The organism is Ruegeria sp. CDSA079 (assembly GCF_059612245.1).
This window is the reverse complement of record NZ_JBXWQF010000005.1, coordinates 123,970-145,041: the sequence shown is the minus strand read 5'-3', so window position 1 is coordinate 145,041 and position 21,072 is coordinate 123,970. Positions and strand designations below refer to the sequence as shown.

Sequence of the window (21,072 nt, the reverse complement as noted above, 5' to 3'; positions counted from 1 at the left end):
ATCCACGCCTTCCAACCCGCACGTGTTGCCCTATGATATCAGGCAGCCTTTAAAAACCTTTAGCGGAGTTTCCAATGCCCGACATTTCAGACATGGCCCCCGACTTCACTTTGCCGCGCGACGGCGCCGGCGAGGTGACGCTTTCGGCACTGCGCGGTGGCACTGTGGTTTTGTTCTTCTATCCCCGCGATGATACGCCGGGCTGCACCAAGGAATCCATCGGTTTCTCGGAGCAACTTCAGGCCTTTGCGGATGCAGGCGCTCAAGTTTTCGGCATCTCGCGCGACAGCATCGCCAAGCATGACAAATTTGTTGCGAAACACGGGCTGACCACGCCGCTTCTGTCGGATGAAAACTCGACCGTTTGCGAGGACTACGGTGTTTGGGTGGAAAAGAACATGTATGGCCGAAAGTCGATGGGCATCGAACGCTCGACCTTTGTGATTGATGCCGATGGTCGTATTGCCAAAATCTGGCGCAAGGTCAAAGTGCCCGGTCACGTGGACGAGGTGCTCGATGCGGTGAAAGCTTTGTAAGCCCCCCTCGACCTGTCATGCCATCCGGTTTATCACCCGCCTCGACACGACTGAGGCGGAGCGACCCCCGTGACCAAGACACTGACACAGATGGCGACAGAGGTTCTGACAACAGCGGACGGGCGGGCCAAGACCGCCCTGTCCAAGGCCCACGCAGCCGCATGGTTCGCAGCCCGCAAGAGCGACGCCGGCGCAATCGAGATCGGTACAGCTACTCCGCCCCTGAACCCCGCCCGCCCGGATAAGCCCGAGCTTCTGTCACCCCGTGAAGTGCCAAAGCGGAAACCGGGGACCGAGGCAGGGCGCATAGCCCTATTGCACGCTGTGGCGCATATCGAATTGAACGCGGTTGATCTGCACTGGGACATCATCGCGCGGTTCGGGCATGTGCCCATGCCGATCGGCTTTTACGATGACTGGGTGAAATGCGCCGAAGAGGAATCGCGCCATTTCGAAATGATCTGCGATTGCCTGGAGCAAATGGGCAGCCATTACGGCGCCCTGCCCGCCCATGCCGGCATGTGGCGGGCCGCCGAGGATACAGCCGAAGATTTGATGGGGCGGCTGGCCGTTGTTCCAATGGTGCTTGAAGCACGCGGGCTGGATGTTACCCCCGGCATGATTGAGATCTTCCGCAAGGCCAAGGCAGACCAAGCTATCGCGGCGCTAGAGGTGATCTATGCAGAGGAAGTCGGTCACGTCGCCTATGGGTCCAAGTGGTTCCATTTCCTGTGTGGTCGCGAAAATGCCGATCCTAAAGATGTGTTTCACGCGCTGGTCCGGCGCTATTTTCACGGTGTGCTGAAGCCGCCCTTTAACGAGGAAAAACGTGCAGAGGCTGGCCTGCCCCCCGATTTCTATTGGCCACTGACCGAAGACCTGCCCGCGCCCGGCGAAATCACAAACTGACACTTCTCTGTCATTTTCGGCAAATTCCCGCCGATCTTCGGGGGATTCTTGCGCTGTTTGACGCAGACAGGTCAACAAACTTGCCCGAACGCGAGCGTCCGTTTATGCAATCGGCCCAAGGGACGGCAGGCACTCATGACCGGTCCCGATCTTGGGGATGAGAGGTAAGACGCGTGCGAACACGTCTGGCAATAAAGTTTCACTCGCTGCTTGAACGGCGCTTCCCGGAACGCCGGGTTTTTCTGAAATCCGACAAAGACACGCGTTTTATCCGGCTCAGCTCGGAAACGCAGGTGATAGCTGTCGCTGGTGTTTCGGTGATGGTCGGTTGGGCGGTGATTGCGACGGCCATTCTGCTGATGGACAGCATCGGGTCGGGCAACTTCAGGGAACAGGCCAAGCGCGATCAGGCTACTTATCAGGAACGCCTGAATATCCTGTCAGCCGAAAGGGACGCACGCGCTCAAGAAGCTTTGGCGGCGCAAGACCGCTTTAACGCTGCACTGGAACAGATTTCCGCGATGCAGTCCGAGTTGCTGGCGTCGGAAAACCGTCGTCGCGAACTTGAGACCGGCATCGAAGTCATCCAGACGACGCTGCGCAGCACGATGAAGCAGCGGGAAGAGGCACGGACGGAACTGGCAAACCTGAAACAGGAAACCAGTGACACCGACATGTACATGACGGCCTCCACCGCCCCGGTGCAAATGGCCTTCATGACCGATGCACTGGCCCGCACTGCCGAAGAACGCGACCAAATCGCTTCGGACGCGCAAGATGCATTGGTTCAGAGGGACGAACTGGAGCTGGAAATCCGTCTGATGCAAGAGCGCAGCGACGAGATTTTCCGCCAGTTGGAAGAAGCCATGGTGATCTCGGTCGAGCCACTGGACAAGATGTTCCGCCAGGCGGGAATGCCCACCGATCGCATCATTGAAGAGGTCCGGCGCGGATATAGCGGTATGGGCGGTCCGCTGACCCCTTTATCCCTTAGCACGCGTGGCGAGGAGGACGAGCTGTCCGCCGAAGAAGCCCGCGCGAACATATTGCTTCAACAGATGGATCAGCTGAACCTGTACCGGATTGCTGCGGAAAAGGCCCCCTTCGCCAGTCCGGTCCACAGCGCGGTTCGATACACCAGCGGGTTTGGCACACGTCGCGACCCCAAATCCGGCGGTCGCCGTATGCATAACGGCGCGGATTTTGCTGGTGCGCACGGCACTGATATCTTTGCAACTGCGGATGGCGTGGTCACTCACGCAGGCTGGCAATCGGGTTTCGGACGGCTTGTGAAGATCAAGCACGCGTTTGGAGTTGAGACACTTTACGCTCATAACACCAAGATCAACGTGAAGGTTGGCCAAAGGGTCTCGCGCGGGGATCATATTGCTGATATGGGTAGCACCGGACGGTCTACCGGCACGCATCTGCACTATGAGGTTCGCGTCGACGGTGTGCCAAGAAATCCAATGACTTACATTAAGGCTGCGAGAAATGTTTTCTAAAAGCAAAATCAACGAACCCGCATCCAAGGCACCTGAGGCGGCCAAACCTGCCGCATCGGCGACCCCAGCGGCACCTGCACCGACAGAGTCGAAACCTGCCACTGCACCCAAGCCAAAGCCGCCTGCGTCGGTTCTGTCCTCGGACCTGCACATCACCGGCAACATCAAGACCTCTGGTGACATTCAGGTGGAAGGCACCGTGGAGGGCGACATTCGTGCCCATCTGCTGACCATTGGTGAGTCGGCGACGATCAAAGGTGAAGTCACAGCAGATGACGTCGTCATCAACGGACGTATCGTGGGCCGCGTACGTGGCCTGAAGGTGCGCCTGACTTCGACCGCACGCGTCGAGGGCGACATCATCCACAAGACCATCGCGATCGAAAGCGGCGCGCATTTCGAAGGTTCCGTGCAGCGTCAGGACGATCCGCTTAACCCCGGTCGCAGCGCCAAGGCCGGATCGAACCCGGCAGCAGACGTCAAACAATAATCCTGACTCTCAAGTCAGAACCGAGACGCCGCAGGGAAACCAGCGGCGTCTTTTTTTTTGGCAATTGCTTGCCCGGGAAACTGGTTTTGATCCCGCAGGGATCGCGCTAGGGTCGGGCCATGTTGGTATTCCTGACACTTCTTGCGCTGATCGCTGGAGGTGTGACTTATTACTTTTGGTCGAAACAGCAGGCGCGCCGCGCCTTGTTGTCCGCGCCGTTGACCGATCAGCAACGGCACCTTATCGACGCTCAGGTGCCGATCTTGCGGAAACTGCCGCAAGATTTGCGCGCAAAGCTTGAGGGCAAGGTCAACCTGTTCATGGACCAGGTTGAGTTCATCGGCTGCGACGGTCTGGACGTTACCGAAGACATGCAAATGTCCATCGCCGCGCAGGCCTGTCTGTTGGTCGTGAACACCGATCTTTGGTATGACAACCTGACCACCATCCTGATCTATCCCAGTGCTTTCAAATCCAGACAAAGCCGTCACAGCGGTTATGTCGTCACGGAAAAAGAGATCGTACGCACCGGAGAAAGCTGGAACCGTGGTCCTGTGATCCTGTCCTGGGCGCATAGCCAGCGCGGCGCGATGAACGATCACGACGGGCAAAATGTGGTCTTTCACGAATTCGCCCATCAGATCGACGATCTGACAGGTTCGGCCAATGGTGTACCCGTACTCAGCGGCAACCAGAGCTTTTCAGAGTGGGAGGCTGCGTTTCTGACGGCTTATGACGCCCATGTACAGGCCGTTGAAATGGGGCGCCCAACTGTGATTGATCCCTACGGCGCGGAAGGGCATGAAGAATTTTTTGCCGTTTCGGTTGAAGTGTTTTTTGAACGACCCAGGGCGCTGCGCACCTCTGATCCGGAGGTCTATGAACAGTTGTCAAAACTGTTTCACCTGGACCCCGTACGATGGCACTAATCTCTTATTGCCTAAGATGAGAGGGCACCCGGCAAATTCCCCGTTCGCCATAATTTAACAAAAGTTAATTTTTGAATTACACTTAACCTAATAACATTGTGGAGGATTTTTGATGTCATCGAAATTACTTGCCGAATTCTTCGGCACTTTCTGGCTGGTTCTTGGGGGGTGCGGCAGTGCAGTATTGGCAGCCGGTGTTGCGGATGTCGGCATCGGGTGGCTTGGCGTGTCCTTCGCCTTTGGCCTGACGGTACTGACCATGGCCTACACGGTGGGCCACATCTCGGGCGGGCACTTCAACCCGGCTGTCAGTTTAGGATTGATGATCGGCGGGAGATTTCCGGCCAAAGACCTGCTGCCCTATTGGGTCGCTCAGGTTTTGGGCGCAATTGTCGCCGCCGTTGTCCTCTATCTGATCGTCAGCGGCGCACCTGATTTTTCGGGTGTCGGAGGGTTTGCCTCCAACGGTTATGGTGAAGCTTCACCCGAAGGGTATTCGCTGACCTCGGCGCTGGTGATCGAGATTGTCCTGACCGCGTTCTTCATTCTGATCATTCTGGGTTCAACATCGGAAAAGGCCCCCCCCGGATTCGCCCCCATCGCCATCGGCTTGGCACTGACCCTGATCCATTTGGTATCGATCCCTGTGACCAATACCTCGGTCAATCCTGCACGGTCTACCGGAGTGGCCTTGTTTGCCGAAGGCCCAGCCCTGGCGCAGCTCTGGCTGTTTTGGGTGGCCCCACTGATCGGTGGAGCGATCGGCGCGGTGATCTGGAAGTTGATGTCACCCGACGATTGATGCTTGTTCTCGCAACCAGTGACAAGATAAGGCCCGACGCTCTGAATAGCGTCGGGCTTTTCGGTTTATTCGGTGACGGTGACTTTTTTCATCACGTCCGGTGCGCCGATAATCGCACCGTTCTGACCTGCGCCTCGTTTGATCGCATCAACGACATCCATACCGTCGCTTACTTGACCAACAACAGTATATTGGCCATCCAGAAACGGGCCCGGTTCAAACATGATGAAGAATTGCGAATTGGCTGAATCCGGGTCGTTCGAGCGGGCCATGCCGACCACGCCCCGATCAAAGGTTACATCGGAAAACTCGGCTGGCAGATCCGGGCGATCGGAACCGCCGCGTCCGGCTTTGCGCATGTCGAATCCGCCAGCGCTGGAATCGCCGAATTGAACATCTCCGGTTTGCGCCATGAAGCCGTCGATCACGCGATGAAACACGACGCCATCATACTGGCCATCGGCAGCCAGAGCGGTGATCTGTTCCACATGCTTGGGCGCAACGTCTTCGAAAAGGTCGATCGAGATCGTGCCATTGGCCCCTTCCCCTTCGACGTCGATCTGCAAACCGCTGGCCAGCGCGGGGCTGGCCAGAAGTGCAAAGGCTGCGGCCAGCTTATGCATCGGCGGCCACCTTGACGCTGATCATGCGATCCGGGTTCGCAGGCGGCTCGCCCCGAACGATCGCGTCCACATGCTCCATGCCATCGATGACCCGGCCATAGACGGTGTACTGGCCGTTCAGGAAATGGTTGTCATTGAAGTTGATGAAGAACTGCGAGTTGGCCGAATCCGGGTTCTGCGACCGAGCAGCACCCAACGTGCCGCGATCATGGGGCAGCTTGGAAAACTCTGCCGGAACGTTCGGCAGCGAGGACCCGCCAGTACCCGCCATGCGCAGGTTGAAACCGTCTTCCATATCGCCATGCTGCACGTCGCCGGTTTGCGCCATGAAGCCGTCGATCACACGATGAAAGGCCACGTTGTCATATTCTCCGCCACGGGCCAGTTCCTTCATCCGCGCGCTGTGCAAAGGTGCCACATCCGGCAGCAGCTCGATGACGACGTTACCGCCCTTCAGCTCGACGATGATTGTGTTTTCGGGATCTTTGATCTCGGCCATGTGGCCCTCCTGTCGTTAGTCTTGCGCAAATACCTATGCCCCAAGCGCGTGAATGCCAAGTGACGCATTGACCTGAGGGCAAAATGCAGGAAAAGAACCGCCTAAATCGGTTGCCACTGAGAAGGAATGCACGATGGGCTGGAACACACTGGACGATATGGATCTGAACGGCAAACGCGTGCTGGTGCGCGTGGACATCAATGTACCTGTCGTTGACGGTGTTGTGACCGACGCCACCCGAATTCAGCGGATCGTGCCAACTGTGCGCGATATTCTGGCCGCTGGTGGCAAGCCGATCCTTCTGGCTCATTTCGGCCGCCCGGGTGGCGAGCGGCGCGAGAACCTGTCGCTCAAGCAACTTGTGCCGACACTGGAAAGCGCCTTTGGTGCTCCGGTCCTGTTTGCAGCCGATTGCGTCGGAACCGAGGCTGAACTGGCCGCCGATGCGCTGCAACCGGGTCAGGTATTGCTGCTGGAAAACACGCGCTTTCACGCATCCGAAACCAAGAACGACACCGATCTGGCCGCAGGCATGGCCAAGCTGGGTGATGTCTATTGCAATGACGCGTTCTCGGCCGCGCACCGCGCCCACAGTTCAACCGAAGCTCTGGCGCGGCTTTTGCCCGCTTGCGCAGGCCGACTGATGCAGGCTGAGCTTGAGGCGCTGGAAGGTGCTCTGGGCGCTCCGAAACGTCCTGTGACTGCGGTTGTGGGCGGTGCGAAAGTGTCGACCAAACTGGAGTTGCTGGGCAACCTGATAGACAAGGTGGACTACCTGATCATCGGCGGCGGCATGGCCAATACCTTCCTGGTGGCCAAAGGTCTGAACGTGGGCAAATCGCTGGCTGAACGGATCATGAAAGACACCGCCGCCGAGATCTTGACCAAAGCCGAAAGCTCGGGCTGTACCATCGTCCTGCCGACGGACATTGTTGTGGCAGAAAAGTTCGAAGCCAACGCTCCAACTCAGATCCTGCCCGCCGATCAATGCCCCGAGGATGGTTTGATCCTGGATGCGGGCCCTGAAAGCGTCGCCGCAATCACCGAGATCTTTGCAAAAAGCCTAACTCTGATCTGGAACGGTCCACTGGGTGCGTTCGAGCTCGAACCCTTTGATAAAGCCACCAATGCAGCAGCCCTGAAGGCGGCGGCTTTGACACGTTCGGGCCAATTGGTGTCGGTTGCTGGTGGCGGCGATACTGTTGCAGCGCTGAACGCATCGGGCGCAGCGCATGATTTCTCTTACATCTCCACCGCAGGCGGTGCGTTTCTGGAATGGATGGAAGGTAAAACCCTGCCCGGGGTGGCTGCGCTGGAACAGTAAGCCCGACAAGCGGTTCTTGTATTCACGGTACTGTCCTTATTGACAGTACCGTCTTGCTGCACGCAATAAACCGTTTTCCTCGGTGCACACTCGTTGTTTGAAACGGTTAAGACCGAAGTGTCTAAACTTGCGGCCTTTTCAAACCCTTACGGACGGCAAAAGTGAGTGATGGAACTGCTTCCAAACTCTTCAGTGCCAATCTTCGTCCTCTTCATAACCCAGCTTTAGCAGACAATCGTTGTAGCGCTCTTTGAAAAGGTCGATATGCCGATCTTCAAAGTAGTTCCGCCAATCCCCAGCGACACCCTTTCTGTAATGGTGTCCAACATTCTCTTCACCGCGCTTCCGGCCTTTTGATTTCTTGGAAAAGCTGTTGTCTTGAGTGATTTGCATCAATTCCGAAAAATAAATAAAGTCTCTGGCCCGCTTCCTGGGAATACGGTTTCGAATATGAGAGCCCACCAGGCGCACAATCTGATTTGTCCTATGTGCATGGATTTCTTTGACAAGGCCCAAGTGCAGGAACACGTCCAAGAGAACTCGGTAAGGGTCCTGTATAAGCTCTTCGTATTGGAGTTCGAGGATGTTGCTCTGATCGTAATCCCATTCGGTAAGATCGGTAATTGTGTTGACCATCGCATAAATCTCATACATCAGACCATCCGAGATCGACATTTCCGCAATTTCTTCTCTAATGTTCATCAACTCAGGCCATTTATCGATGCCATGACTGTTTTTGTGAGAGAAATACGCTGAAACAATGATGTCGCGGGGGTCTCGCACCACGTGAAAGCCTTTAAAATCGCCTTCAAGCAGTCTGACTGTTTTGATCTTCGCGTTGGAGAAGTAAACGAAATCGACAGGGTCAGCCTTCAGCTCAGCGGCGAAATCTTTGTTGTCCGACACATCATGGTGATACTCTCTATCATTCAACTCAATCCGTCTGCAGACTTGTTCGCAAATGGAGATGAGATATCGGGTCGCGCATTTGTGGTGCCCAAAGTAAAACCTAGTCTCAGACGTCATTAACAGCGGATCCTTCTCGACAAAATGATGTGGAAAGCAACGCACATCTTTTCAATTATCGCATTCTTTGCATTTGATTTTCCACAACCTTTTCCGACGGGTGTTTTTCGGCACACCAGCGGCGTAGAAAAGCGAGCATTTCGCGAACCACATATTTAACAAAAGACATCGACCTAAAGCTGCCCTCACTAGTAACTGGGTAGAAGAATGCATCCTTCCACGACTTCTGAGATCAGCCTTTGATTGTAAGTTGTGATGAGTACTACAGTTTGCTCAAACGATTGAGGACTCAATTGTGAGCCAGACTTTTTAACGAGGTATCTGCCTTCCCTAGAAACACTTGGCAGGTCAACAATCAAGCTTAAGGCACGGGGCGCCACCTAAGGTAAACAACTTATGGGAGAACTCGGTAACGTGCCTTCGATGGCCTATCAGACATGCATGAAGTAGCAGACAGGCGCACGAAATCGGGCACATGTGCCCCGGCGATGATCTGAATTTAACCCCCGCAAAATACTGACGAAAAAATCGAATCAGGGGATTCACAACCCGAATCACCTGTGACATAGTGCAGGCAGAGGTTCGCAAAGAACCCGTTATTGAGGCAAGTTTTCATACGGCGGTAAACAGAGTGTCCCGTTCCCATCGGCCCGGTTTGGGCGCAGTAGTCTTCTTTTCGGTGGCTTTCATGCTGGGTGTGTACTTCACCTTTGCTGCCGTGCAAGGCGACTATGGCTTGTTCCGACGAGTCGAAATTGCAGCGGAACGGGACGCCCTGTCACGCAACCTGAAAAACCTGAATGTCGAAATTGCCGAGATGGAAAACCTGACCCGGCGCCTGTCGGATACGTATCTGGATCTTGACTTGCTGGATCAGCAGGCGCGTTCGGTGCTGGGCATGATCCGTGCAGATGAAATCGTGATCCGCTGATCCGAGCCTGTATTTTTCGTCAGAAAGTCCCATACAATCCGTCGTTTGCCCTTCGTCGACTGGTTTTTCGAAGCGTGTCACGACGCTGCGTCACATTAACACTCGCCAGAAAGCCCTAAATGCTTTATGAAATAGTTTAACGCTAAACTATCTGTCCGAAGGGGGGAGATCGCCACGATGGCTGCGCGAAAAACCACAAAGAAACCAAACGTTTCTGCGGAAGAACTCAAAACGTACTACCGCGAGATGCTATTGATCCGCCGATTCGAGGAAAAGGCGGGTCAGCTTTATGGTATGGGTCTGATTGGCGGCTTCTGCCACCTTTATATCGGACAGGAAGCGGTTGTTGTCGGCCTCGAAGCCGCAGCTCAGGAAGGTGACAAACGCATCACCTCTTATCGCGACCACGGCCATATGCTGGCCTGCGGCATGGAGCCGGGCGGCGTGATGGCCGAACTCACCGGACGCGAGGGTGGCCTGTCCAAAGGTAAGGGCGGATCGATGCACATGTTCTCGAAAGAGAAGCATTTCTATGGCGGCCACGGGATCGTTGGCGCACAGGTGCCTTTGGGTGCAGGTTTGGCCTTCGCCGACAAGTACAAAGAGAACGGCGGCGTGACGTTCACCTATTTCGGTGATGGTGCGGCCAACCAGGGTCAGGTCTACGAGACGTTCAACATGGCCGCTCTCTGGGATCTGCCGGTGGTTTTCGTGATCGAGAACAACCAATACGCCATGGGCACCGCGCAGGCGCGCTCGACGTCTTCGCCTGATATCTATGTGCGCGGCGAAGCGTTTGGCATCCCCGGCGAGATCGTCAACGGGATGGATGTGTTGGCGGTGAAGGCTGCCGGCGAAAAAGCTGTGGCCCACTGCCGAGCGGGCAAAGGCCCTTACATCCTAGAGGTGAAGACCTACCGCTATCGCGGTCACTCGATGTCCGACCCGGCCAAGTATCGCACCCGCGAAGAAGTTCAGAAGGTCCGCGAGCAAAGCGACCCGATCGAACATGTGCGCGAACTGCTGCTGACCGGAAAACACGCGACCGAGGATGACCTGAAAGCGATCGACAAAGAGATCAAAGAGGTCGTCAACCAAGCCGCCGAATTCTCGAAAGAAAGTCCCGAGCCTTCCGTCGAAGAGCTCTGGACCGATATTTACGCCTGAGAGGACGATTAAGACATGGCAACCGAAATTCTCATGCCCGCCCTTTCGCCCACGATGGAAGAGGGCACGCTGGCCAAATGGCTGGTCAAGGAAGGCGACACCGTATCCTCGGGTGATATTATGGCCGAGATTGAAACCGACAAGGCGACGATGGAATTCGAAGCCGTCGATGAAGGCATTGTTGGAAGAATCCTGATCGCAGAAGGCACCGAAGGGGTCAAAGTCAACACCCCCATCGCGGTGCTGGTCGAAGAAGGCGAAGACGCCTCTGCCCTGCCCGCGGCCGCACCTGCTGCCGCAGCGGTCGCCGAGGCCACCCCTGCGGCGGTTGAGGCCCCCGCCCCGACCGCGGCACCCGCGGCCCCGGTGGTCGATATGTCACCCGACTGGCCAGCCGACGCCGAAATGAAATCGGAGACTGTACGCGAAGCCCTGCGCGACGCGATGGCCGAGGAAATGCGCGGCGACGAAGATGTCTATCTGATGGGCGAGGAAGTTGCCGAATATCAGGGCGCATACAAGATCTCGCAAGGTCTACTGGATGAGTTCGGCTCCAAGCGCGTGATCGACACGCCGATCACCGAACATGGTTTTGCCGGTATCGCCGTGGGTTCGGCCTTTGGCGGTCTGAAACCGATTGTCGAGTTCATGACCTTCAATTTCGCTATGCAGGCGATTGACCAGATCATCAACTCTGCCGCCAAGACGCTTTACATGTCCGGCGGTCAGATGGGTTGCCCCATCGTGTTTCGGGGCCCCAACGGTGCTGCGGCGCGCGTGGCTGCTCAGCACTCTCAGGATTACGCTGCTTGGTACATGCAGATCCCTGGTCTGAAGGTGGTGATGCCTTATTCGGCGGCTGACGCCAAAGGCCTGCTGAAATCGGCTATCCGCGACCCCAACCCGGTGGTCTTCCTGGAAAACGAAATCCTCTACGGTCGCACCTTCGACGTGCCGCAGGTGGATGACCTGACTATCCCGCTGGGCAAGGCGCGCATCTGGCGCGAAGGGTCTGACGTGACCATCGTCAGCTTCGGCATCGGTATGCAATATGCACTGGAAGCTGCGGACAAGCTGGCCGAAGACGGCATCAGCGCCGAAGTGATCGACCTGCGCACCATCCGCCCGATGGATACTGGCGCAATCATCAACTCGGTGATGAAAACAAACCGTCTGGTGACAGTGGAAGAAGGCTGGCCGCAAGGCTCGGTCGGCAGCTACATCAGTTCGGTGGTGATGCAGGAAGCGTTCGACTACCTCGACGCCCCGGTCATCAATTGCACCGGCAAGGACGTCCCGATGCCCTACGCCGCGAACCTCGAAAAGCTGGCGCTGATCACCACGGATGAGGTGATCGCCGCCGTCAAACAAGTGACCTACCGGTAAGGAGCGACAGACAGATGCCCACTGAAATTCTGATGCCCGCCCTTTCACCGACCATGGAGGAAGGCACGCTTGCCAAATGGCTGGTCAAGGAAGGCGACACCGTCTCCTCCGGCGATCTGCTGGCCGAGATCGAAACCGACAAGGCCACGATGGAGTTCGAGGCTGTTGACGAAGGCACCATCGGCAAGATCCTGATCGCCGAAGGCTCTGAAGGGGTCAAGGTCAACACCGCCATCGCAGTTCTGCTGGAAGATGGCGAAAGCGCTGATGACATAGCTGCCACGCCTGCCAAGGCGCCTGAGGCGGCCCCTGCCGCCGCGGGCAACGAGGCCGCCGCGCCAGCGGCACCCGAGGCGTCCGCCCCTGCTCCGGCAGCTCCGGTCAAAGCGGATGGCGGTCGTATCTTTGCTTCTCCCCTGGCCCGCCGGATTGCCGCGCAGAAGGGCCTCGATCTGGCTCAGATCGCAGGCTCTGGCCCGCATGGCCGCATCGTCAAAGCAGATGTCGAAGGGGCAACTGCCACCGCACCGGCACCAACTCCTGCGGCTGCTGCCGCAGCGCCAGCGGCTGCACCAGCTGCACCCACTGGTCCGTCCGCGGACATGGTCGCGCGGATGTATGAGGGCCGCGAGTATGAAGAGATTCAGCTCGACGGTATGCGTAAAACCATCGCTGCGCGTCTGAGTGAAGCCAAGCAGACCATCCCGCATTTCTACCTGCGTCGCGACATCAAGCTGGATGCGCTGCTGAAGTTCCGCAGCCAGTTGAACAAGCAGTTGGAAGGGCGCGGCATCAAGCTGAGCGTCAATGATTTCATCATCAAAGCCGTCGCCAATGCGTTGCAACAGGTTCCGGCCTGCAATGCGGTTTGGGCGGGTGACCGTGTGCTGCAACTGAAACCTTCGGACGTAGCCGTCGCGGTCGCTATTGAGGGCGGTCTGTTCACCCCGGTTCTTCAGGACGCTGACATGAAATCTCTGTCCGCACTGTCAACCGAAATGAAAGACCTTGCGGCCCGTGCCCGCGAACGCAAATTGGCCCCGCATGAATACCAGGGCGGAACCTTTGCGATCTCGAACCTCGGCATGTTCGGCATCGACAACTTCGACGCCATCGTGAACCCGCCTCATGCCGGTATTCTGGCCGTGGGAACCGGTGTGAAAAAACCTGTTGTCGGGGATGATGGTGAGTTGACAGTGGCGACTGTGATGTCTGTCACCATGTCAGTCGATCACCGCGTCATCGACGGCGCGTTGGGGGCGGAACTGCTCAAGGCCATCGTCGAAAACTTGGAAAACCCGATGGTCATGCTGGCCTGAGGATTTGTCTCAAGGCCCTCGCCCGAAAGACTCAGGGCGAGGGTCATAGCACTGATTTGAGCCCATGTGATCGGGGCTCAGATTGCTTTGCGCAAAAAGACCTCCCACCTTCCTAACTCCTGGCGCAGACAGAAGGAAGGTGCGTGATGTCCCCGAAAACCCTCATTCAAAGTCTGATCGTTCTGGCCCTGCTGACAGGTACAACACCTGACGCAGCTATGGCAAAACCCAACAGTTACCCTGGTGAGAACTCCAAGTTCAAATCGAGTGATCCTGCGGTGATCGCTCAGCAAAAAGCCGAGCAAGACCGCCGCAGGGAATTGCGCAAAGAAAAGAGGGAAGAACGGCGGCGCGAGCGGTTGGAAAGACGCAGTAACCGCTCGAACTGAAACCGTTTACTGGTCTTTACCCAGCATGTGATCCATCGATATCGAGGGCTGATCACACCCAGCCTCACCGACGATCTTGGCCGGAATGCCTGCTACGGTTTTGCAGGGGGGCACCTCTTGCAGAACCACCGAACCGGCAGCGATACGGCTGCAATGGCCAACTTCAATATTGCCCAGCACTTTCGCACCAGCTCCGATCAGTACGCCATTGCCAATCTTGGGATGACGCTGTTCTTCTTCCTTGCCAGTCCCGCCCAGCGTCACCGAATGCAGCATCGAGACATTGTCACCCACAACAGCTGTTTCACCGATGACGATGGAATGGGCATGGTCGATCATGATCCCCTTGCCGATCTTGGCAGCAGGATGAATGTCTATGCCGAAAATCTCGGACGAGCGCATCTGGAAGAAATACGCTAGATCATGACGACCCTTTTGCCATAGCCAATGCGCCACGCGATACGCCTGCATGGCTTGGTAACCCTTGAAGTACAGGATCGGCTGCAACAGGCGGTGGCAAGCGGGATCGCGTTCATACACGGCCATCAAGTCCGCCCGGGCCGATTCGATCAAACCGGGATCATCGGCATAAGCCTCATCCACGATCTCACGCAGGACCATCATCGACATCTCGTTTGAACACAGCTTGGCCGCGACCCGATATGACAGCGCGCGCTCGAGGCTGCGGTGATGCAGGATACAAGCGTGCACAAGACCGCCCATAAGGGGCTCTTCTTCAACGGCCGCATGGGCCTCGGAGGTGATGCGGGTCCACACCGGATCGACCGGTGTCACGTGGCTGCGCTTTTCAAACATGGCTTTTGATCCTTTGCTGCGCCTAGAATGCCATTTAGTGGTAAAAAGACCAAACGCAAACCCGTGATCTGCACTGCAACGAAAATGAATGAGTCCAAACGCGCATATTTTGAGACACGAATTCGCGAGCGACTGGTTGAACTGGAACAGCATTCAGCCTCGGGGCGAAAGGCCCAGGCCGTTGTCGAGCTGGATCAGCAAGCCGTTGGTCGGCTGAGTCGCATGGATGCGCTGCAAAATCAGGCCATGGCCAAGGCGCAACAAGCCAATCGCGATATTGAAGGAAGCCGCCTTCAAGCCGCATTGGCGCGACTTGACGAGGAAGAATACGGGTATTGTGAAGACTGCGGCGAACGCATCCCGGATGGTCGATTGAAACTGGATCTTGCGGCCAGCAGATTTGTTAGCTGTGCTGCCGGGTGACTAAAAACCTCGAAAGATGGTGCAGAACTGTTTCAAAACACTGACAATATTGCAGATTATCGAACCCCGGCTCATCCGCCAGGGGTCTGTTTCGGGCAACGGCCATGAGCGAGCCGTTGCCATACACGGGGTGAAGCCGCCCTGTGCGTTCAAGATGCTGGTCGGCCAGTTCGGCCTCATGGATCATCCGAACACATAAACGGGCCCGGTCCATTTGCGGAACGGCCAACAAGGCACGCGCTGCAGAACTGACATCTCCGTGCAGGACCGGCCGCATCAGATCATTTGCCCAACCAAATGACGGGCAGTCAGACCTGGGCCATAGATGGCGGACACCTGTGCCACTTCGACCTCGTAATCGCCGCTCAGGCCATCCGCCGCTTTCATTGCCGCTGAATAGGTCCATCTCGGCTCGTCGACCAGATCTTCACGCAGCAAGGTGCCATTCGCGCGGATACGCACCAGATAAGACTCACGCTCTTCGCCCAAGGGAATCTCCAGCCCGGACCAATCATCCGCGTCCAGGCGTGCCCGTCGGACCCAAGTGACGTCATCCCCTGAATCGCTGGATTGCACTTTCAGATGTACGGGGGCGTACGGGCGTAATCCGTTCCCGTCGAAAGAGGCGATCAAATGTTGGAAAGACCCGTCATCGTAACTGCGGCTTGCTGGGCCAATGCGGTAATGCTTGGCAATCCGGCGCTCGGTGCGAAGCAAGTTGATCTGTTGCACCCGATCATTCAGCAGCACAAAGATTGATCCGTCCGGCCAGACATCCGGCATTAACGCATCCGACCCCAACTGCCCCCTAAGGCGCCCTGACAACGCATAGACACCCGGTGCTTCGAGGACCGCGTCAGAGAATTGAAACACTTCCCAATTTCCGGGTGTTCCATCACCGATCGCGGCCAGATTGACGCCGCTCAGGACCGAGCTGCGTGGGCGCGACTCCAACTGCCCTGAAATCAGTTTGACGCGCAACGCAGGCCCTTCATCCCAGATCCCTGCGCTGGCACGCCGCAGCGGCGTCTCGGTAGCACCGATGATCGCCCGATTTGGGATGATATCGCCCAGAGCATAACCCTCGTCGTTGGACGAAGTGTAGACTGTTGCAGCCCCAGGCCAGGGATCACCCGTGACGGCCAGATAAGGTGCGTGTGGAATTTCTGCACCTGTGAACAAAGGCAGGTCCAGAAAAACCGGCAGCACAGGCGTTGGCGCGGCATAGGGTTTGACTGTCGGCGCCTCGTCCAGCAAGTCCGATGCTTTATAGACGCCCTGTTCCACCCGAACCGCCTCGGCCAGTTGCAAGTCTGATGTTTCCAGACGGTCGATGCGGTAGATGGGGCTGGTTTCACCGTCTGCCAACCGCACCAGATCACCCGCCCCCAGATGCATCTGCGACGGTGGCAACGCAAAACGTATCGTATCGCGCGAGGCCCGGGCCTCGCTCAGCCAGCGCTCTGCCGTTTGTCGGCCTTCGGTTCGGGTCATCGACAGGGGCATTTCGTTCACCGACACCGAATGGGTCTTGTCCTCGGGCAGGACGGCTTCTTCGGCTACCAGGTCGTGGTCCGCATCTGACTGCACAAACCGCAGGCGCACCCGCCCCGTCATCTCGGCTTCGGCTTCGCGCCTGTGTTCGATCGTACCTTCAAGATCGCTGCTAATTGCGAAATGGTCAGAGTTGATGGCAACCGCGCCGTAGCCGTCGCGCATCTGAAACCGCAACAGACCATCCCGTTCGATGGCATCGAAACCATAGCGCAGCATCAAAGGCTGCAAAGCAGATCGAGCGTTGGTTACATCCTCGATGACGTACCCCCTGACCACGCCATAAAGTCGCGAGACATCAATATCCGTCACCCCTGCCCCATGGCAAATTTCAGTTACCACCGACGCCAATGTACGCGACCCGGATCGCCCGTTCAGCCAATGCCCCCGTGCGTAGTTTGTCCCATCGTCCCATTGGCGTCGCAGGTTGGGAAAGGTCGGAAACGGGCGGGTATCCCACGCCCAGACATAGGCGTTCGACAAGTCCAGCATCGGCCTGCCGTAGATACGTGATACCGGATTGACTTCGGGGTCGTTCCAGTAGCCAAGGGTCGCCGTCAAATATTGGGTCTGAATGAAATCATCCCGCAACCCGTTCGAATAGACCGGCAACAGCGATTCCGACGACTTGGGGTCCAGGAACTTGTTCGGCTGGTTCGTCCCCTTGTCGATTGCCACCCACCGCGTAATCATACGCCTTGGGCCACCCATCCGCGCCAGGCACCACGCTCATCCGGTCCGAGCGCAAGAGATGCAACTCAACCGGCAGGCTCTCGTCAGCCTGCACCGCCTCAACATAGGCATTGCCCGACAGCAGCAACTGCCCGAACAGCGCCTCCATCAACTCCGCCTGCCCCTGTGCCGCATTCGGACGGCGCATCAGGGATAGGATCGGATGCACATCATATCGCTGCACCTGATCCTGAAGAACCAGAGGCAGAGCCGCCGCCGCCTCGGCAATCAGCTTGACCGAACGGAACCCCACCGGGTTCCCCGAAAACCCCGTCCGCGTCAGCGATACCGCATCCCGAGGGCTCCACGCCACGCGCCCGCCCGTTTGCCAAGCCACCACAGGCCCCGCCGCGCTCGCCTTTGCCTCGGGCGCTTCCCCAGCCGATCCACGACGCAAGAAATCGAATACCATCTGTGCTCCTTTCTGCCGCCGCTCTGCCCGGCTTGTTGAAAAGAGTTATGACGGAAAGAAGTTTAAGCCTCGGGAATGGGGCGTACGGAGGATGGGCAACAGGCTTAGCCAAAGGGGTGGCCAATTTCGAATGAATGGCTATTGGTAGAAGCACTTGACATCAATCCAGGACCGACCGGATGACTCAGCCAGATTTGGCCACCAGAAAACGAATGGAAAGTCGCGCACTCGTGGTAGCCATGTGGGGCAACCTCTTTATGGGTGCAGCTGGAATCCTAGCGAGCATTCTATCGAACTCGAACGCAATCATGATGGACGGTCTGTTCTCGCTGATAGGTTTTTCTTCGGCTTTTCTCGGCCGAAAGATCAGCCAACGAATTGATGCAGGACCCGACAAGCTTAGACCTTTCGGCTATGCCGCAGACGAGGCGATCTTTTCAACATTCCGCTCTCTATCTCTTTTGGGTCTTGTACTGTTTGCGATTACCAGTGCCCTCAAAAACATCTACAACTATCTGATCGGCCTGCCCCCTGAACCCCTAAGCTTTGCGCCCATGATCCTCTATTTCTCGGGGATTGGCATGACCTGCACTTTTCTCTGGGCCTTTCATCATTTCACCTGGCACCGCATCGGACGAAACAGCGCAATTCTGCGACTGGAGGCCAAGGCGGCGCTTTTTGACGGGCTGATCACTGCGGCGGCAGGCATCGGTTTGGCAGCCATCTACTACTTCAAGGAAGGCCCTCTTGCTGCGCTCGCACCGATCGGGGATTCCGTGGTTGTCTTGCTACTTTGTCTGCTGGCCCTCGGGTCGTATATCCGTGAATTCAGAGGCGGATTGGGCGAGCTTGCTGGCGTAAGCGCCAGCCCCGCAACCATCGCGACCGCGCGCCGCGCCCTACGTGCAACCCTGGTCGAGGATGGCGGGAAGATCCGGGATCTGTCTGTCACCAAACTGGGCCGTTCCTATTATGTAACGGTTTACTACGACCCACATCGTTCCATTCTCGCGCACGAAGTCGATCGCCTCAACCTGCGCTTGATACACGATATTCAAGCCGTTCTACCCGGGGCAGACGTTCTGCTGATTATCTCTGAACTTTCCAGACGATGGCCAGATGAACTGGCCCCTGTCTAAAGCGCTTGCTGCACTTGCCGCAATGGGTTTACAAACTTCGCACCCTAGGCCGCCGATACGCCCCCGCCGGACCCACCACCAACTCATGCAGCGCCCAGACCAAAGCGTCCACTCGGTCCGGCGAACCCTGCCCCACGAACCCGCGTGCGGTCATCTGGCACATCTGCTCCTCCAGCGCGTCCAGTCCGGTGACATGCGCAACCCGTCCCTGTTCATACAGTGCTGCCACGGGTTCAGCCCGCGCGACCTTGCCGCGCGACGCCCGCACCGCGCGATAAGGCACCAGAGGGTCCACCTGCCGCACGACCTCTTCTACCAATTGCCCGCCCTGATTGACTTCGGCCACTAACCGCTCGGCCCCGAATTCATCCATTGCGTCAATCGCTGCCTGCGCCCAGCCCGCCGGACCAACGCCCTGCACCGTCCGGTCGGCCAGCACATAGGCGCGCCAACTCTCGGGCGGCCCTTGCACCTGAGCGCCCACAACCAAGATCCCGCAGGCATCCGCATTCGACCCAGCCGTCACCGCCGGGTCCAACGCCACCACGATGCGATCCAACTCTGGCACCTGCGTACAGCGCGCCGCCTCCAGCATCGACCCGGTCCACAACGCGCCCTCTGCATCCGATAAAAGCACCCCGTCCAACTCCTGCCGCCCCAACCGCGTACCCGCATAGCGCGCGCGCACCTCGTCCAGAAACGAGCCCGCCAGATTGGCCCGGTTCGCCTCAGTCGGTGCATGGGTCTGCACGGTGGACGGCGACGCCAGCAACTCCTTCAGAACCTTCACATTGCGCGGCGTGGTCGTTACACAGACCCGGGGCCGATCCCCCAATCGAAGCGCAAATTGCAGCATGTCCCAGGTTTCCCCGGCCTTCTTCCACTTGGCCAACTCATCTACCCAGGCCGCATCAAACTGAGGGCCGCGCAGCCCCTCAGGATCATGCGCCGAAAACGCCTGCGCCTCAGCCCCATTGGGCCAGATCAACTTGCGTTCCGACGCTTTCCACACAGGCCTGCGATCCGGTGGCGAGCATTGCAATATCCCGCTATCGCCAAAGATCATCACATCGCGCACCTGATCAAAGGTCTCACCGACCAGTGCCACGCGACTGGCCTCCCCTTTATCCAACGGTTTCGACCCCTCAACCATCGACCGTACCCACTCGGCCCCAGCCCGCGTTTTGCCTGCACCACGCCCGCCCATGATCACCCAGGATCGCCAGTCGCCCTCGGGCGGCAATTGATGCGGCAGTGCCCAAAACTCAAACAGGAAAGGGAGGGCACACAGCCCCCCCTCCCCGATCTCACTCAGAAATCTGTTCTGCACCGCAACAGGTGCGGAGGCGAGCCAACCTGCACCCGACCTCAAACCGAGCTCGGTCAAGGTCAAGCGCGTACCCGCCTTGGGCAATTCCGGCTTGTCTGTGATGTTGTTCGACAAAGCTTGTCTCCACTTTCTGACAACTTCGGATCACCCCCTCTAACTGCCCGAGCTGTCTGGCTGAACCAGCAAGATCTGCATCCTCCCCGGCACCGATCTGTTTGCGCAGGTCTTCCGCCGCTTGCCGCAGATCGCGAATGGACCTCTCAAGCGACTGCAACAAGTCAGCCGTCTGGGAAATCCGCTCTTCCGGGGTAATCAAAGTCATGTTTGCCTGTGACCTCATGCGTGAGTTTTCTCCGCACGAGAGAAACGAAAAACGGCCACCGGGTCGCCCCGGGGCCATTGCCCACTTCTTCTAGCATGACACAACCTATACGGGATTAAGCACGTAAAGTCAATGATTTGCGCAACACAGACGCAACACAGACCGTTCGATGCGATAAGTTTTTCCTTCCTCAGCTTAACTGTTTTGCGAAAACGGCTCGCGCTGAAAAATCCGTTTTGTATGGCCAACACGTTTCAGAACGTCATTCAGAATTGGGCGGAGAAACGACGGAAATGCGACGACTTCATTGCCAACACCTCGCTCCAATTTCAAATGCCAGCTTGACAATTCCTCCCTCAACCCTCATGTGCCCTCAATCAAAGCGCTGCTGCGTGAGCTTGCGCGGACCTCTTCCGCCCTACAGCGCCCGATCCACATCACAGTTCCCCATCACGCAGGGTTCTTGACGCGATGACCGGATGGCGCAGGGTGCGCCTGCCCGTCCCGAG

General features: G+C 57.4%; 20 protein-coding genes and 2 pseudogenes. 14 read left to right on the top strand and 8 right to left on the bottom strand.

The features are described 5' to 3' along the window. Window positions 1–74: 74 nt before the first annotated feature. The 6 genes from AC2FJZ_RS07175 to aqpZ all read left to right on the top strand — a co-directional run bounded on the left by AC2FJZ_RS07175 (window position 75) and on the right by aqpZ (window position 5,171). Entirely contained in the window at window positions 75–536 is a 462-nt protein-coding gene (locus AC2FJZ_RS07175) for a peroxiredoxin (RefSeq protein WP_496669072.1), read from the top strand. A 90-nt stretch (window positions 537–626) separates the two neighbouring features. After that, window positions 627–1,445 carry a ferritin-like domain-containing protein gene (locus AC2FJZ_RS07170; RefSeq protein WP_496669306.1) on the top strand — a complete coding sequence of 273 codons (819 nt, stop codon included), beginning with the start codon at window positions 627–629 and terminating at the stop codon, window positions 1,443–1,445. A gap of 173 nt (window positions 1,446–1,618) precedes the next feature. Then, the gene (locus tag AC2FJZ_RS07165; RefSeq protein ID WP_050602142.1) at window positions 1,619–2,950 is read left to right on the top strand and encodes a M23 family metallopeptidase; all 1,332 of its coding nucleotides are present in this window, start codon (window positions 1,619–1,621) and stop codon (window positions 2,948–2,950) included. Next, window positions 2,940–3,440 carry a bactofilin family protein gene (locus tag AC2FJZ_RS07160; RefSeq protein WP_050602141.1) on the top strand — a complete coding sequence of 167 codons (501 nt, stop codon included), beginning with the start codon at window positions 2,940–2,942 and terminating at the stop codon, window positions 3,438–3,440. Before AC2FJZ_RS07165 ends, AC2FJZ_RS07160 begins: the two co-directional genes overlap by 11 nt. A 119-nt stretch (window positions 3,441–3,559) precedes the next feature. After that, complete coding sequence (locus tag AC2FJZ_RS07155; RefSeq protein WP_496776731.1) at window positions 3,560–4,369, top strand: M90 family metallopeptidase; 810 nt, start codon at window positions 3,560–3,562, stop codon at window positions 4,367–4,369. A 112-nt stretch (window positions 4,370–4,481) separates the two neighbouring features. Beyond that, complete coding sequence (gene aqpZ / locus AC2FJZ_RS07150; protein ID WP_496669077.1) at window positions 4,482–5,171, top strand: aquaporin Z; 690 nt, start codon at window positions 4,482–4,484, stop codon at window positions 5,169–5,171. Window positions 5,172–5,236: 65 nt separating this feature from the next. Here aqpZ and AC2FJZ_RS07145 read toward each other — a convergent pair whose 3' ends face one another. Then, complete coding sequence (locus AC2FJZ_RS07145) at window positions 5,237–5,794, bottom strand: peptidylprolyl isomerase (RefSeq protein WP_496776730.1); 558 nt, start codon at window positions 5,792–5,794, stop codon at window positions 5,237–5,239. After that, entirely contained in the window at window positions 5,787–6,293 is a 507-nt protein-coding gene (locus tag AC2FJZ_RS07140; protein WP_050602137.1) for a peptidylprolyl isomerase, read from the bottom strand. The genes AC2FJZ_RS07145 and AC2FJZ_RS07140 overlap by 8 nt, the downstream gene beginning before the upstream one ends. Window positions 6,294–6,426: 133 nt before the next feature. Between AC2FJZ_RS07140 and AC2FJZ_RS07135 the strand changes: the two genes are divergently transcribed. Then, window positions 6,427–7,617: a phosphoglycerate kinase gene (locus AC2FJZ_RS07135; protein ID WP_496776728.1), complete on the top strand. Its 1,191-nt coding sequence runs from the start codon at window positions 6,427–6,429 to the stop codon at window positions 7,615–7,617. A gap of 189 nt (window positions 7,618–7,806) precedes the next feature. On the opposite strand, the gene AC2FJZ_RS07130 is transcribed toward AC2FJZ_RS07135, so the two are convergent. Continuing rightward, window positions 7,807–8,550 carry a sulfotransferase domain-containing protein gene (locus AC2FJZ_RS07130; RefSeq protein ID WP_496776727.1) on the bottom strand — a complete coding sequence of 248 codons (744 nt, stop codon included), beginning with the start codon at window positions 8,548–8,550 and terminating at the stop codon, window positions 7,807–7,809. A gap of 724 nt (window positions 8,551–9,274) precedes the next feature. Here AC2FJZ_RS07130 and AC2FJZ_RS07125 point away from each other — a divergent pair. The 5 genes from AC2FJZ_RS07125 to AC2FJZ_RS07105 all read left to right on the top strand — a co-directional run bounded on the left by AC2FJZ_RS07125 (window position 9,275) and on the right by AC2FJZ_RS07105 (window position 13,835). After that, the gene (locus AC2FJZ_RS07125; protein ID WP_050602133.1) at window positions 9,275–9,574 is read left to right on the top strand and encodes an FtsB family cell division protein; all 300 of its coding nucleotides are present in this window, start codon (window positions 9,275–9,277) and stop codon (window positions 9,572–9,574) included. A 177-nt stretch (window positions 9,575–9,751) separates the two neighbouring features. After that, on the top strand, window positions 9,752–10,741 hold the full coding sequence (gene pdhA / locus AC2FJZ_RS07120) for a pyruvate dehydrogenase (acetyl-transferring) E1 component subunit alpha (RefSeq protein WP_050602132.1): 990 nt from the start codon (window positions 9,752–9,754) through the stop codon (window positions 10,739–10,741). A 15-nt stretch (window positions 10,742–10,756) separates the two neighbouring features. Beyond that, a complete protein-coding gene (locus AC2FJZ_RS07115; protein ID WP_050602131.1) occupies window positions 10,757–12,127 on the top strand; it encodes a pyruvate dehydrogenase complex E1 component subunit beta in 1,371 nt (456 codons plus the stop codon). A 14-nt stretch (window positions 12,128–12,141) separates the two neighbouring features. After that, a complete protein-coding gene (locus AC2FJZ_RS07110) occupies window positions 12,142–13,446 on the top strand; it encodes a pyruvate dehydrogenase complex dihydrolipoamide acetyltransferase (protein WP_496776724.1) in 1,305 nt (434 codons plus the stop codon). A gap of 146 nt (window positions 13,447–13,592) precedes the next feature. Beyond that, window positions 13,593–13,835: a hypothetical protein gene (locus AC2FJZ_RS07105; RefSeq protein WP_496776723.1), complete on the top strand. Its 243-nt coding sequence runs from the start codon at window positions 13,593–13,595 to the stop codon at window positions 13,833–13,835. Between the two features lie 6 nt (window positions 13,836–13,841). On the opposite strand, the gene cysE is transcribed toward AC2FJZ_RS07105, so the two are convergent. After that, window positions 13,842–14,651 carry a serine O-acetyltransferase gene (gene cysE / locus AC2FJZ_RS07100; protein WP_496776721.1) on the bottom strand — a complete coding sequence of 270 codons (810 nt, stop codon included), beginning with the start codon at window positions 14,649–14,651 and terminating at the stop codon, window positions 13,842–13,844. Window positions 14,652–14,735: 84 nt separating this feature from the next. Between cysE and AC2FJZ_RS07095 the strand changes: the two genes are divergently transcribed. Continuing rightward, entirely contained in the window at window positions 14,736–15,074 is a 339-nt protein-coding gene (locus AC2FJZ_RS07095; protein ID WP_496776719.1) for a TraR/DksA family transcriptional regulator, read from the top strand. On the opposite strand, the gene AC2FJZ_RS07090 is transcribed toward AC2FJZ_RS07095, so the two are convergent. The 3 genes and pseudogenes from AC2FJZ_RS07090 to AC2FJZ_RS07080 form a co-directional block, all read right to left on the bottom strand. Next, window positions 15,055–15,351 carry a DUF7742 family protein gene (locus tag AC2FJZ_RS07090; protein ID WP_496669097.1) on the bottom strand — a complete coding sequence of 99 codons (297 nt, stop codon included), beginning with the start codon at window positions 15,349–15,351 and terminating at the stop codon, window positions 15,055–15,057. The genes AC2FJZ_RS07095 and AC2FJZ_RS07090 overlap by 20 nt on opposite strands. Next, window positions 15,351–17,342: pseudogene (locus AC2FJZ_RS07085) on the bottom strand (phage tail protein); the annotation flags it as partial. The pseudogene AC2FJZ_RS07085 and the gene AC2FJZ_RS07090, both read right to left, overlap by 1 nt. Next, window positions 17,296–17,772, bottom strand: a pseudogene (locus AC2FJZ_RS07080) (phage portal protein); the annotation flags it as partial. The pseudogenes AC2FJZ_RS07080 and AC2FJZ_RS07085, both read right to left, overlap by 47 nt. A 179-nt stretch (window positions 17,773–17,951) precedes the next feature. Between AC2FJZ_RS07080 and AC2FJZ_RS07075 the strand changes: the two are divergent. Continuing rightward, the gene (locus tag AC2FJZ_RS07075) at window positions 17,952–18,911 is read left to right on the top strand and encodes a cation efflux transmembrane domain-containing protein (RefSeq protein ID WP_496776718.1); all 960 of its coding nucleotides are present in this window, start codon (window positions 17,952–17,954) and stop codon (window positions 18,909–18,911) included. Window positions 18,912–18,939: 28 nt separating this feature from the next. Here AC2FJZ_RS07075 and AC2FJZ_RS07070 read toward each other — a convergent pair whose 3' ends face one another. After that, a complete protein-coding gene (locus AC2FJZ_RS07070) occupies window positions 18,940–20,241 on the bottom strand; it encodes a DNA-packaging protein (RefSeq protein WP_496776856.1) in 1,302 nt (433 codons plus the stop codon). Window positions 20,242–21,072: the final 831 nt, after the last annotated feature.